Below are 13,155 nucleotides of genomic sequence, written 5' to 3'. Positions count from 1 at the left end.
TTATAAAAACGTAGAAAAATGAGTTCCAATTTCTTGCTCAAATTTTGTTGTAATGGCATTTCGGTATGCCGCTGGCGTTTGCTCACTTACTGTTATTTTATTAGCAATAACATCTACATTAAAATGGAAACATGAAAAATCTGAGCAAGCGTCCAAACTCTCAAAATTTGTAATCAAGAATTTTACGATTTTTGGTCTTAACTGATATTCCAGGTCAACACACCACCTATGTAATTTTTCATCAGCTGTATCACCTAAAATCCAATTAAATCTCATGGCACTTTAAATTATGACCACAATATAACTCTAATTTAACAATTGCTTAACAATTGATTTAAAATTTAATAAATGTAGGTTACACACTTTAATTTTCTCTCAGTTAAGAGATATAATCTTTTAAGTAGCTAAAACGTTCCGTAAGTTTTCCGTCTTTGGTCATTCTTGCTCTATTAAGTACTCCGTCTTTATCACCATTAAAAAATGCAGGAATAACATTTTTTACAAATGCATCACCAAAACCTTCACTAGCATCTCTAGGTAACTCACATGGCAAATTGTCTACGGCCATAACAGCAATAACATGCTCATTTTTGAAATCTGCTTCAGACTCCGTCTCTGGATCATAGCCATAAATTGGATCTGCTATCGTAGAAGGTCTAATGGTCGATGCCACGGGACCATCTATATCACAGCTTACATCTGCAACAACCCGTATCTTAAAATCTTTTTGTTTTGCATCTTCCCTAGTAAATAGATATGGAGCGCCCTGACCATAAAAATGACCGGCAATGTAGAAATCTGTAACCTTTGCAAACCTAAAAAAGTTAGACTTGTATTCTTCTGGGTGCGCAAAAAAATTGGCTTTATTACCGCGTACCCCATCTTTTCGCTTATTATATTCACCGGCATCTATTTGACAATAAACAGGCTCGTTGAAGGTTTCTTCTAAATACTCGGTAACATTTACACGTTTCATGCCCATACCATCTAACATTTCCCTAGCTCCGTTACCAACTCTACCTCTACCGGTAAGCAATACTTTGATATATGGTAATTCCAGTTTTTTAAGCGCGTCAATTAATGCTTGTTGATCAGGTAAATCATTAGCTTTTGGTAATTGAAAAATATCATATTTAAGTCCGTATGTCCTAAAACCATTATAAGCTCCAACAATACCGGCATATCTGCCAAACGCAACAACACGTTGCTCTTGTTTATTGGTAATCACTTCATGGTCGTACAATTCTATATTCTTCTCTAAAATGGCACGGAGCAAATCTCTATTATAAGGTTGCTTTTTAATGGTATGGGAAAAGAAAAAGTATTTTTTATTGGGAATCAGGGCATCAATAGGCACTTCTTTAACACCTAAAAGAACATCGCACTGATCCATTTCATTAGCTACTGTAATACCTAAATCACTATAGGCATTATCCTCATATGCTCTTATAGGGGAAGGTTCTACAACTATTTCTGCCTTATTATAGGTTTTTAAGACTTTTTGACATGCTTTTGGCGATAGAACCACACGCTTATCTGGCGGATTCTTACGTTCTCTAATGATTCCGAACTTCATATAGGTTTGGTATAAATATTGCACTAAATTATACAATTAGAAACACTTTAGCTTGGGTCTAAATAAAATTATAGCGGTTGCTAAAGATTTGTTAGCTTTGCTGCCCGCTATTTATTAGCGTTATGTTTTTAAAAAGACATAAAACATTAATTAGAGTAAAAAGTTCTTTTACATATTGGGGCCGACCGGTTTTGACAGCGAGACCAGTTGGAATGTAAGCATGTCGAGCGCTGGGAAACAGCTCGTTAATCTCATTTTTCACACTTTTAATTGGCGAAAATAATTACGCTCTTGCCGCTTAATCTGAATTATAGTAAGATTAGCCTCGTCCCTACAAGGTAGGGAAGCGAGATGTTCCTGAATAGCCCTTGTTGATGGCGATTCTTATAGGAGCACCAGAAAAGTCAACATAAGGGTGTTCGCTCGCTTTGGCGACACCACCAAAATCTTAAGAAGATAAGTGTGTATTAGGCGGTTTCTGGTCAGGTACACATCGAAAATTAATCAGATCCTAAGCATGTAGAAAGCATTTTAATTGCTTGTTTGGACGAGGGTTCGAATCCCTCCGGCTCCACTAAACAAAAATAAAACCACCCAAAAGGTGGTTTTATTCGTTTAAATATAGCTTATACCCTACCCCGCATTAGACCTAACATTGGAAAAATCCCCTTTAGCCAATTTCTCTTTTTCTATAAATAGCATTAAATATCCACGACCGTTCCAATACAAACCAAAACCGGATTGAAAACGCAAGGTTAATAATGATGTCCAATTTTCATTTTCCCTTGGATCAGCTTTTAGTGAATTATAATAAGGGTAGCCTAATAAATAACTATCGTATTTTTTATCCGATTTCTCCAATACCTTGGTACAGATATAGTTTACTTGTCTTTTATTCAGTCCTTTAGTTTTGTACAGTTCTGGCTTAAAAGGAATATCCACTTCTTGTTTAAAAATTACATCTAATGAATACTTATCTGGAAAATTAGGATTGTCATATTCCTTTAAATCTTCAATATTTTCAAAATAGAAGACCTTCGCATAGTTATCATCTGTCCAAACCATTGTATTTTCCTCATTGTACGCTACAAATATGCTTAACAAACCTTTCTTTGGCAGTTGGTTTTCACCCGGTGGTAGTTCACTTAGATTAAATTGTGCTATAAATTTATAATCCCCAAACTTATGCTTAGGCCATTTAAAATTCCCTGGCACTAGCGGATTTCCTCCATATTTACTGAGCCCCTTTTCATCAAAAACCGTTGCTTGCTCAATTTGTATTGCAGGAAGCATAATCGATCGTAAATAATCATCCTTCTGGTCCAAATCATATTTTCCTGCTATTATAATCTCGTTAAGATCTTTAATATCCATCGTCCGCTTTTACCACTTTAAAACTGGTTCCTCTTTCCAAATGACCAACCTAAATTCTTCATAGTGTTTTCCCGTTGCAATGGTATGGTCATCCCTAAGTCCTTTATCTAATTGTAATTTATGAAGCATACCAGATGACGATCCTACCCATAGTGTTTTTTCATCATCAGAAATGGTCATACCACTTATGGTAGACCCCAGAAAATATCTCCACATACAATTTCCTTTAGTATCAACTGCTTTAATATACCCAAAGGCATCACCCAAAATATAGTAGGTAGCTGTTGCCACACCACAATACACTCGCATTTCTTCATCTACCACGGTATACTGATCACTTTCTTCATAGGCAGGGATATTTAAATTCTCAAAATCAGTAGTGGCTACACCAATAGTAATACCGTTATAAAAGTGGCAAGAATTGGTAATCAACTGATCATCATCTTTAGAAAAAAGGCAAAAATCCGGATAGGATGATTGCGGACCAACAGCACCTACCTCGGTACCGTTTTGGTCCAATATTCTATGATCGCTACATTGGTCACCTACAACAATATACGTGTTATCATTGGAAAGCGTTGCATTCTCCATATCAATATATGGCTCCCATTCATCATCCTCTGGGTCAGGTAACGGATGAATCATTTTCTCAGTATTTTGAGTGATGATAAAAATACCTTCAGAAGTTACCATAAGTACTTTTTTACCGTCATTGAAAGGAATCAATTCCGTTATCCCCAGATTCTTTGCGGTCTCTAGCTCAAATGTTTCAATAATATTGCCTTCCCAACCTTCGGTGGTTACAATGGTATTATTCGTTACAATGGCAAATACATTATTACGTTTAGATTTACCAATGGCGCCTATAGTACTTTCTAATGCAATGACCTGATCACCTTTTAGAAGATATGCTTGTCTTTTCTGATAAGCGGTACCCACCATGAACACAATTTTTTGAGCATCTATAAAAAATAGTTGCTGTATGCTTTGTGATTTCTCTTTCATGAACTGCACCATTGGAGAATGAGCAGGTGGAAAATCATTTCTAAATGCATCAACAGTATTGTTTTTATTAGCATCTTTCAATAATTGAAAAACGGCATCTGATAAATGATCCCTTTCATCCTTAGGCTCTTCCCCCTTCCAATTATCCCATCCATTGGTTTCACCAAATTCAACCATTTTATTTACATCAGAAGCATATTTACTTCCTTTAGAATTCCATTCTTTTTTGATATCGTCAATATTCATTCCTGATTTTTTTAATTTATTAAGTATGGATCGGATCATGTTTATCTTCTAATTAAAAAGAATAGCTGTGTTGTTATTGATACTAAATTTAGCAGCATCAATTAGTGATGCGCATACTAAAATTTCAATCCAGAAATCGCCATTTTTCTGTATTATTTCATTTAACTGTTGAACATTCATAATATCATTGTTGTCATCTAACTCAATACCCAAATACTTAGTGAGACCTTTTAGTTCTTCGAGCAAGCTGTAAGATGAACCGATCATGGCACCGGGTACACGAGCTTCTTCGATATCAAAAAGCACTTCTGGCATTTTTACGGGAAGATAAAAACCCTCGGCATCTGAATGGGTCAGCAAGTGACTTTCCATATACGAATAGTGATCTTCTAAAACTGAATCTACACCAGGGTCTTCATTTTGGGAAAAAGGCTTAGGCTTCCAATTCTCTTCGTCTTCATTTTCCCAAGCATGTGCTAGAAATCGTCTTAAATGGTGCAAAAAACTATAAGGAAAACCGCCAAATTGTAACGCTTCATTTTCCATCTCCTCAGGTTCATTATGCGGTTCTAAATTATTTGTAGCAAGAACAACATTGATATTTTGAAAGATTTTTTTATAAGCTTTGTAGGCTTCAGGCTCACTACCTTTAAACTCTGCCAACATTCCGCTTGTAATTTCTAAACCCATAATTTTTTCTGTTATAATAGGTATCAAATGTATACATAGCATGGTTTTCATTTATCCCTGAAACCAATGAATTCTTTATTTCCTAGATTTCTATTGTTACTGTGTACAATTCCCTTTAAATGAAAAAACACGCTAATTATGCGTACTTTTTTGATTATTGTTATTTACACGACCAATCAAATCCACTCGGCATCAACGCCAAGAATAATCAGTTCGTCACATATATGCTCTTTTGCATAGCATAACGTAGCTTTCTTTAAATTGGGAAAGTGTTTAATATCATCGCTACATTCAATATCCCAAAATTCAACCGCACCACCGGAGAAAGGGGAAAGGTTCATATAAATATCATTACCCCCATCTTGATAAATTTCGGTAATCTCGGGTGCCAAACGTTTTGGTATGGGTAATTTTTTAAAGTATTGGGTTACTTCATCTATGGGGTCATAACCTTCTTCATCAATATCTATTTCACGATCCTTATACCAATCTGCAAACTCGTACAAATCGAATTTTGGTTTCAATAATCCCTTTATATACATCAACTCTTCTATGATGGAAAGCTTGAATCCGAAATCGGCAAACTCTATTTCCTCCTCATCAATTGGCTTAATGGTGTATTTGTCTGCCGGTATTCCTTCTCCACGAACATAAGGTTTGTGCGCACTAACTTCAATAGCTCTTACAAGTTCATTTTTTACACTGAACCACGCACTTAATCCGTTTTGCACCAAGGCACCGGAATCATCACCTTTGAATGTTTTTTCACGTTCATTTTCATGTGTTTTATAGTATTCAATAATATCTTCACCATTGAAAGTGAACGTTCCGCTGAAGATTGCTTTCGGACTGAATTTATACGTTGAAATTTCCAATTCAAACCCTAGGGAATTTACTAGTTCACCATTAGATGTATAGGCGATAATCCCTAAATCATCCCAAACAAAAAGTGTGTTATTCTTTCCTTTATGCTCTCTACATTCTGGGGTAATAATCTCCTTTAATGCTCCTATTGAAACAGGAAACTGTACTGCAACGGAATTGATTTGAAAACTATCCGAAGAAAATTCTATATTGACCATAAGCTATTTATATATTAGATTATAAAGGTTTTTGGGTACTTACAAGCTCTTTAAAAGATTTAGAAAGTAAAGCTACCTCGCCACCATCATGGTAATATGCCCAAACCGTAAATTTACATTTTGGATCTAAATATAGGTAATCTCCATTCTCCTCACCTATAACAAAACCTTTAGCTACACGTGCCAATTTTACGGAATGAAAATGTGCTGAAGGCGCAGTGAACTCCATCCCCGCTTCTTCTTGAACCGTGGTGTATAATTTTAAACATTCATAGTTGGCAGCTTTACCAACGCCACTCATTTCCCATCTTTTTAAAAGGGCTACTTTACCCATTAGGTTCCATGTACGTTTATCCCACCTGCTACTATTTTTCAATAAAACACCCCTAGGATTATCCCGAAGAAAATGAATATAGTCTACCGGCAAATCTTGCTTAAAACTTTCGCTCCATTCCAATTTCATAAGTGCTGGTTAATTGTTTTGAAAGGATGTTTAAAATGAACTACAAAAATGATGCTTCAACTTTAAAATTTGCTAACCGTTTTCAGTGATATTGCTGCCCAAATATGCCGAATTACAAGGTAAACGTTCTTTTCTAAAAATTAAAATCACCCTTTTCGGGGATAGCCTCCCCATTAATCTCAGGTACCTTAGCAGCACCAATAAATAGGTTGAAATGAGAAATAAGATTGCGTTTTCAGACCATGTAGAACAAATGAAATGGGAGGATTTTCATTTTGATATAATGACCGTAAACACCCTGCCACAGATAGAAGACCCTGAAGATATTGATAACAGTTTTACATTTTGCGATGCCCTATTAGATGCATTCAAAGTAGCAACGAACAAAGAAGTAATTAAGCTACTTTTTATTAGTCCAGTTGATATATACAATTCCAAATTCTACGGTATCGCATATTTAGAAAGTAAAGAAGTTTTTACTGCCGAAATAGAAAGCACACCGTTGTTTAAAGAATGGTTTACTATTATAGATGAAAGAACACGTAAAAAAGAAACCAACGCTGCAAAGGTGTATTTTTTTGGCGCCAATTCTTTTAGCAGTCAGCCTATTTCCAATTTTAAGGACAACCAGGTATTTGAAAAGTCCGGTTTATTTATTTCGGACCATATCCCCAATGCATTTATCGCTGAAAAACTGGCAAAAGAAAAAGCGGATTTTATAGCACCATATATTCAGTTGGAAGCTAAAAGCAATTTTCAAAAAGTGGTGCAGCTATTTGTGCAATTGGTACATGCCAAAGGTCTCGTAATTATTCCACCAAAGAACAATGATGCAATTTATGAGGAGTTTGAGGATGAAGCCGGATATCCATTTCCGAATATCATCAAAGAATTTTTAACCCTACATAACGGCGTACAGAACTCAGCGATTATGGGTGCCGAGAAAATCTTACAGGAATGGAAAGATTGGTACAGAATTTATAATGATTGGACACAAGAGGAACTGCTAGACACCTATAGTACCAACGAAGGTAAAACCCTGCTAATGTACACTACACCGTATTGGATTCCGTTTTTCGATTTGCAAAACGGAAATTTTCTGGCATTTGATTTTGCACCGGATACCAAGGGTTCAGCGGGTCAAATTATACGTTTTGGTGCCGACCAAGAAATTGGCTACATACAAGCTGATCGCTTGGATTTATTTTTAGAAAGCTTGATGGATGTTGACGGTGACATTCAAGATTATGAATGGTTCAGCAGTGAATAATTCATGGTTAAACTACCAACTAAATCCATTTAAAACGTATTAGACATCTAGGTACATGTTAGAAATTTTTAAGAATAAAATACTCCCAAAGTTAGAAAAAACACAACTATCGGCACCCGCTGCAAAAGCTTTGTTACAGGTTTTAGAACTACAGGATTGCCAAGACACCAAGGTATTAGAGCAAGTAAAAAACAGCATAGACAATCAAAATAGTGAAGCCGTGTTTACCGAGGAACTGGCACAACAAATTTACTACCATCCAGAAATTTATGCCAATGAAGAAGAAGGCATAGCATTCATAATCTCATGGCTGCCACTCTTGGAAAACGGATTTTATCCTGACAAAAAAAGCAGTGAAAAACTAATTGAGTTTCTTTATTTCAGTCTAGGCTATCTTCAAAGCAAGGCGATTTCAGAAAAAGAACGTACACAAATTTTTAGCGTTTTAAAAGCATTGGTACAAAGCGAATCTAACGCTTCACTAATTGTTGCCCATTTTTTGATTCGGAGGGTATTTGATATTCGAGATTGTGTAAATTCAGATTTTATCATACAAAACTGCATAACGCATCAAATTCTTTCGGGAAACTATTACGTTCTTAATTCCGACAATGGTTTTACAAAATATTCATTCAGTATAGACAATGAATTTGTTCACCATTTTTTTAAAGGCGATTGGCATAAGTTCGTAAACGCTCTTCACCTAATTTTACCCGTAGGTAAAGTTTACCAACCAAATGCATTTAATATCATAACCGCTTGGTTAAGTACCGACTTAGCCAAGTTTTATCAAGAACATCCGGATCTGGTATTTGCAGCCCATAGGGCGCTAAATGAGCGTTTCTTATTTATGGAAGAAGAAGGTATAGCCTTGTTGAACCTGCAAACCAAAGACGGTATTTTTCCGCTAATTTCTGCATTAGGTACAAAGGAATGGGATGCTGGCGATGTGCTCCTTTTCAATAACCGAGATAAAAACATTCCACAAAATCAACTAGACCAATGCTACCTCAGATTTTTAGATTGGCTAAAAGCCGAAAGCGGAAGTAATTTTTACACCGAAGCCTTTCAAGCATATGGCAAACATATTTTAAAGGTAGAAAGCTCCACAGTTCTTCCCGTAGCATATATCTTGTTTTGGTTTGAAAAATGCAATCCAAAATCAGGTATTCCAGATCAAATTGAGTTATACAACAGCCTATTTTCAAGATTTCTAAGTACTGGTTCAACTGGTAAACTACCGGTAGTTAGGTTAGGTAATGAAGATGTTGAGCTAAAAGGAGAATATCTTATAGAAGAAATATTTCAAATTAAAAACAACCGGACTAAATGGATTTCAGACCTGGAGTCATCAAACATATCTGATCCTCTAAATCAGTTTTTGATCCTAACCTTTTATGATGCTCGCGAAAAGCTGGCTACCCTTTTCGATTTAGACAACCAAAAAGTACTATTCGCTTATCTTGAAAAAATGGCATATTCCGCTAAACAAGCGGATGATAAAGTTAAAAAAGAATGCCTACCCCTAGTCGTTAAAATGTTAACTGCACTATTTGCAGAAACCAATGATTTTACACTTATCAATAAAATTTGGGCATTAAAAAATATTGATCCCAGTGTACTAGACCTTTGTAATGATTATGCACAATTACAGTATGTAAATGAAAGTCGCCCTTTGTTTTTGGGGCTTCTGCAAAGCTGGTATAATTTCTTAAGCGACTATTATTATAGTTTGGGTACCGAATCAGTTTGGATTCCGCATATGCTAAATACACAAGGTAGACGCAGTGCCGCCTACCTCAACGAACTTGATGAAAATGTCAGCCACTTTTTAAACCGGGCTTTAGTGCATCTTTTTGATTTCCATAAAAAAAGCAAACAGAAAGCTGAATCCAACCAATTATTTCAATCCATCCAAACGGATATTGAAAACTACCTAGAGGACTTTCTTAAAGAATTAATGGAACACAACCTGGCAAAAGAAACGGCAGAAAATATGTATATCTACAGTAAAGCACACTTTGCACATCGCAAAAAATTACAGGAGTCCATTCAAAAACACCATGACTACCATAAAGTAGAAGAACCAAAATCTGAGAAAGCAATTCTGGTTGAGCAGTTACAAAAGTCACAGATTAATAGTTCAGAAATGACCTTTGACCCAAAATATGCCAGTGCGGTCTTACACAACCTAGAAAATTATAAAACCGAAGGAACCTGTGACAGCAAACTCCTTGAAGTATTGGATAAGAACATAATAGAATTTAAAACTTGGTTATCGGAAACATCTGCTACTGAAGCTAAATTTATTCAAGCTCTTTACATGACCTTACTTGATAAAGACCTAGCTCCTGAAACCCCTTTAGAAACGTACGGAAACCTGTGCAGAAACCTGTTCGTGAAATTGGCAAAAGACAGTAAAATGGCAAGCTCCTACCAAATGGGACTCGCGGCAATGGCAAATTCCGGAGCTTATCCAGAAAACTTAACAACTGCATTGTTGCAGGTGGTTAACCTCTTAAAAGCTTAAAAAATGATAGCAGAAATTACACCCAAAATTCAAGATCAGCTCAACCTATCTGCTTTAGTTTTAATGAACAATTATAAAAAAGCGGATTTAAATACTTGGTACGGATTTAATATAAATGATCATTTGCAACTAAAAACCGTTGAGCGTATTGCCAAGTTGCACGGCATACAATCTGGCGTTCATCTACGCAACAGTTTGCACCGTTACGAAACTGGCGCTATGGCATCAAACCCTTTTGAAAAATTGGCATCTGAATTTCGCCATTATACCACCAACACTTATGAAACAAAGTATAATGCACAGAAAAACCCCATGACCAAGAATGTTTACAAACTAGTTTGGCGCTACCGTTTTAGCCTTAAAAATGAAAAACTGCAGGGCTATGATTTTGCGTATTACATTTTTCTCATGCGTATAGGCGGTGCCTTAGGTTTTATAAAACCCGAGGAAATAGCCTTGCGTTTAGAAGACGTAAATACAAGATTAAAAAACACGTTCTCCAGTTGGGGCGAATTTCACCGCAATGTGTGTATTGGCGATGAATTTATAAGAGGAGCCGCAGAGCCGGACATCAGTAAATACCCCGGCACGGAAACCCTTTGGGAATGCTATCAAAGATTACATATTCACCAAGCGAACAGCTTTAAAGAATGGAACAAATGAGCTTAACAAGAAAAGAAGTCTTAGCACATATTGAACAAGCTTACGCCCTGTTGAACGCAAAAAAGTTCGCTGAGCTAAATCCGCTTATTACTATAATACAAGATAATTTAAATGTTTTGGGCTACACCTATCCGTCGGATAATGCTCGTTACTACCGCTTTTTTATGTTGTATATAGGTGCTTTTGAACAGGTAAATATGGAAGTCATGCATTCATATGTAGAAGCACTTGAAGAAGTGGGGCAAGTTTTGGCATCAGACTATGAATACATTTGTAGTTATTACAAAGCTTGTCCCGAGTTGGTTTATGAAAAAGCTCTACAAGCGTATCCGTACAACGAAACATTGCACATACACTACGCCTTGAAATTACAGGTAGAAAAAAGGTACACGGAAGCAATTGCCATATTAAAATACGTTTTGGAATGTTACCCTGCCACAACCGAAGCACGATTCTTACTTTGGGAAATTCAATCGGCACAGTTAGAGGACCAAGTAAAATCTACCGAGGAAGCCGACTGTTACCAGCTGGTAGAATTAGCCTCAGCGACTCACAATCTTGATGTTTTAAAAGGTCTTCAATTAGATACGCGTTTAGACAAGAAAACCAAATTACTCACCTTTATTCAAGTTGCAATTTGGGAGCTACGATCGGTAGAAGTCATTGAACTATGGAAGAAAGAGTGGAAAACGCTAGATCTAACCGATCTAAGTCGTTATGTACTGGCAGATTACGCCAAGGCTTTTATGATGTACGATCTTGTTCCACAAATATTAAAGGCACCGCAAAATCCAGATTTTCCAGATGCTGATTTTACTAATTTTACGGAATACAAAGCCTTTATACAGGCATTTACGAATGCAGGATGGCAACTGGTACAACATCATTATTTATTGCTTGGTAATGCTGCCTATTTTCATTCTAAAAATGGGAATGCGGTAAAAATTTGTCTAAGAAACGGATTGGCCCTCAACGATAAAAATCCGTTGTTGTTAAATCTAAAGGCAATGTTCCTTAAAAGCGAAGGCAGTTATCAAGAAGCTGGGGCTACCTACCATGAGGCGTTTAGAAACGGGCTCACCATGGATAATTATTTACAATATTTAATTGAACTGAACAACAGAATTGAAAGTTACCAAGGTGTTTTAGACACCGTAAAGCAATTTCACATAAGACATACTCCTACATTAAAATCCATGTTCTTTAAGGCAAGGGCTTTGTTTAAATTCCACCGAGATGATGAAGCATTGGCAGTACTGAACGAAGCGCTTCAAGATTTTCCGTTACACTCCCGATCCTACGCACCGTGGATGTACCACTATCGTATGATCATCAATAAAAGAAAACGGAACTATACCCAGTATTTTTTAGACCAACAAGCTGAAATTAATTACTACGTTGATGGAGATGACGACTATTTTGATACTACCAACCTTGCCGTTGAAACCATTTTTGAACAGGGTGAATACGAAGAATGTTATAAATATGCCATTTACAATCACGAACAGGGGAAACTAACAGAAGAACTATATCCCATTTTTCAATGGATTTGTTTTTACGATTTTCTACTTGAGAAACCAGATGATTTACAAGACCCAACCGAAGCAAATATCAACAAACAACCAGAAACATTTGAAGATTTCAGAAACAATGGTTTGATTTACTGGATGCTGGACGACCATACGGCTGCTGCGGAATCGTTAATGGTAGCGGCATCAAAATCGGTTAATAAAGTTATCTATCTAAAACTAGCATTAACATGTGCAAAAGAAGGGTTTAAAAATTCGCTTAGCCTCACCATTTGTGAAACCATAAGAAAAGAAGTTCCAGAAGCTCGTGAATTTAAAACAGATTATACATATGCCCAGATTTTAAATGATGAACACCGCCATGAAGAAGCTTACAAAGCCCTATTAGATGTTTTAAAAAGTTATCCTGAACGTTCGTTTTTTGAATTCCCAAAAGATTACAATTTCCTTTTGCATATTCTAAAAAACAATGTCAAAGCCATGGAGAACATGAGTGCCTATAATAAATATATATCCATGCTTTTAAGTAGGGATACTCCTATAGAAAATCAACTTAGGGAGCAGCAAGAATTGGTAAAATCACAAAGCAAAGAAGACCTTTTCTTACAGCATAACCTTATGGAAAATTTAGTACGCTATAATTTTGAACTGTACCCAGAAGAACAAGAAGAATTAAAGGAAATGAAAATGCGCATTAAGGCTGCCCATTTCGCTTAAAGGTGGTAAT

Annotated in this window: 11 protein-coding genes and 1 other RNA gene; 5 read left to right on the top strand and 7 right to left on the bottom strand. The window is 36.2% G+C overall.

Features of this window, described 5'->3' with window-relative positions; translation table 11 throughout:
* The gene (locus B2Z27_RS06790; protein ID WP_071341446.1) at window positions 1-276 is read right to left on the bottom strand and encodes a hypothetical protein; all 276 of its coding nucleotides are present in this window, start codon (window positions 274-276) and stop codon (window positions 1-3) included.
* A gap of 103 nt (window positions 277-379) precedes the next feature.
* Window positions 380-1,576 carry an NAD(P)-dependent oxidoreductase gene (locus tag B2Z27_RS06785; RefSeq protein WP_286813057.1) on the bottom strand — a complete coding sequence of 399 codons (1,197 nt, stop codon included), beginning with the start codon at window positions 1,574-1,576 and terminating at the stop codon, window positions 380-382.
* A gap of 177 nt (window positions 1,577-1,753) precedes the next feature.
* Here B2Z27_RS06785 and ssrA point away from each other — a divergent pair.
* Window positions 1,754-2,153, top strand: a transfer-messenger RNA (tmRNA) gene (gene ssrA, locus B2Z27_RS06780).
* Window positions 2,154-2,209: 56 nt separating this feature from the next.
* Here the strand turns inward: ssrA and B2Z27_RS06775 are convergent.
* The 5 genes from B2Z27_RS06775 to B2Z27_RS06755 form a co-directional block, all read right to left on the bottom strand.
* Window positions 2,210-2,950, bottom strand: coding sequence for a YwqG family protein (locus tag B2Z27_RS06775; protein WP_286813055.1), 741 nt, complete (start codon window positions 2,948-2,950; stop codon window positions 2,210-2,212).
* 9 nt (window positions 2,951-2,959) lie between these two features.
* The gene (locus B2Z27_RS06770; protein ID WP_286813054.1) at window positions 2,960-4,201 is read right to left on the bottom strand and encodes a hypothetical protein; all 1,242 of its coding nucleotides are present in this window, start codon (window positions 4,199-4,201) and stop codon (window positions 2,960-2,962) included.
* A gap of 48 nt (window positions 4,202-4,249) precedes the next feature.
* Window positions 4,250-4,891 (bottom strand): hypothetical protein, encoded by a 642-nt coding sequence (locus B2Z27_RS06765; protein WP_286813053.1) that lies wholly within the window; start codon window positions 4,889-4,891, stop codon window positions 4,250-4,252.
* 176 nt (window positions 4,892-5,067) lie between these two features.
* A complete protein-coding gene (locus tag B2Z27_RS06760; protein ID WP_286813051.1) occupies window positions 5,068-5,973 on the bottom strand; it encodes a DUF6892 domain-containing protein in 906 nt (301 codons plus the stop codon).
* Between the two features lie 19 nt (window positions 5,974-5,992).
* Window positions 5,993-6,436, bottom strand: a complete 444-nt coding sequence (locus B2Z27_RS06755; protein WP_286813049.1) for an SMI1/KNR4 family protein — start codon at window positions 6,434-6,436, stop codon at window positions 5,993-5,995.
* A 214-nt stretch (window positions 6,437-6,650) separates the two neighbouring features.
* Here B2Z27_RS06755 and B2Z27_RS06750 point away from each other — a divergent pair, with 214 nt between their 5' ends.
* The 4 genes from B2Z27_RS06750 to B2Z27_RS06735 are packed head-to-tail and all read left to right on the top strand — an operon-like array spanning window position 6,651 to window position 13,145.
* Window positions 6,651-7,706, top strand: a complete 1,056-nt coding sequence (locus tag B2Z27_RS06750) for an SMI1/KNR4 family protein (RefSeq protein WP_286813047.1) — start codon at window positions 6,651-6,653, stop codon at window positions 7,704-7,706.
* 55 nt (window positions 7,707-7,761) lie between these two features.
* On the top strand, window positions 7,762-10,236 hold the full coding sequence (locus B2Z27_RS06745; RefSeq protein WP_286813046.1) for a hypothetical protein: 2,475 nt from the start codon (window positions 7,762-7,764) through the stop codon (window positions 10,234-10,236).
* Window positions 10,237-10,239: 3 nt separating this feature from the next.
* On the top strand, window positions 10,240-10,899 hold the full coding sequence (locus B2Z27_RS06740; RefSeq protein WP_286813044.1) for a DUF1266 domain-containing protein: 660 nt from the start codon (window positions 10,240-10,242) through the stop codon (window positions 10,897-10,899).
* Window positions 10,896-13,145, top strand: a complete 2,250-nt coding sequence (locus B2Z27_RS06735; RefSeq protein WP_286813042.1) for a tetratricopeptide repeat protein — start codon at window positions 10,896-10,898, stop codon at window positions 13,143-13,145. The genes B2Z27_RS06740 and B2Z27_RS06735 overlap by 4 nt, the downstream gene beginning before the upstream one ends.
* Window positions 13,146-13,155 lie beyond the last annotated feature (10 nt).

The sequence above is a fragment of the Maribacter sp. UBA3344 genome (assembly GCF_002362375.1).
GTDB lineage: Bacteria > Bacteroidota > Bacteroidia > Flavobacteriales > Flavobacteriaceae > Maribacter > Maribacter dokdonensis.
This window is presented reverse-complemented; position numbering and strand designations above follow the sequence as displayed.

Bases quoted from the DNA above. Each gene is read 5' to 3' on its own strand.
- B2Z27_RS06755 (WP_286813049.1), bottom strand. From the start codon at position 6,436: ATGAAATTGGAATGGAGCGAAAGTTTTAAGCAAGATTTGCCGGTAGAC.
- B2Z27_RS06785 (WP_286813057.1), bottom strand. From the start codon at position 1,576: ATGAAGTTCGGAATCATTAGAGAACGTAAGAATCCGCCAGATAAGCGT.
- B2Z27_RS06760 (WP_286813051.1), bottom strand. From the start codon at position 5,973: ATGGTCAATATAGAATTTTCTTCGGATAGTTTTCAAATCAATTCCGTT.
- B2Z27_RS06745 (WP_286813046.1), top strand. From the start codon at position 7,762: ATGTTAGAAATTTTTAAGAATAAAATACTCCCAAAGTTAGAAAAAACA.
- B2Z27_RS06775 (WP_286813055.1), bottom strand. From the start codon at position 2,950: ATGGATATTAAAGATCTTAACGAGATTATAATAGCAGGAAAATATGAT.
- B2Z27_RS06765 (WP_286813053.1), bottom strand. From the start codon at position 4,891: ATGGGTTTAGAAATTACAAGCGGAATGTTGGCAGAGTTTAAAGGTAGT.
- B2Z27_RS06735 (WP_286813042.1), top strand. From the start codon at position 10,896: ATGAGCTTAACAAGAAAAGAAGTCTTAGCACATATTGAACAAGCTTAC.
- B2Z27_RS06770 (WP_286813054.1), bottom strand. From the start codon at position 4,201: ATGAATATTGACGATATCAAAAAAGAATGGAATTCTAAAGGAAGTAAA.
- B2Z27_RS06740 (WP_286813044.1), top strand. From the start codon at position 10,240: ATGATAGCAGAAATTACACCCAAAATTCAAGATCAGCTCAACCTATCT.
- B2Z27_RS06790 (WP_071341446.1), bottom strand. From the start codon at position 276: ATGAGATTTAATTGGATTTTAGGTGATACAGCTGATGAAAAATTACAT.
- B2Z27_RS06750 (WP_286813047.1), top strand. From the start codon at position 6,651: ATGAGAAATAAGATTGCGTTTTCAGACCATGTAGAACAAATGAAATGG.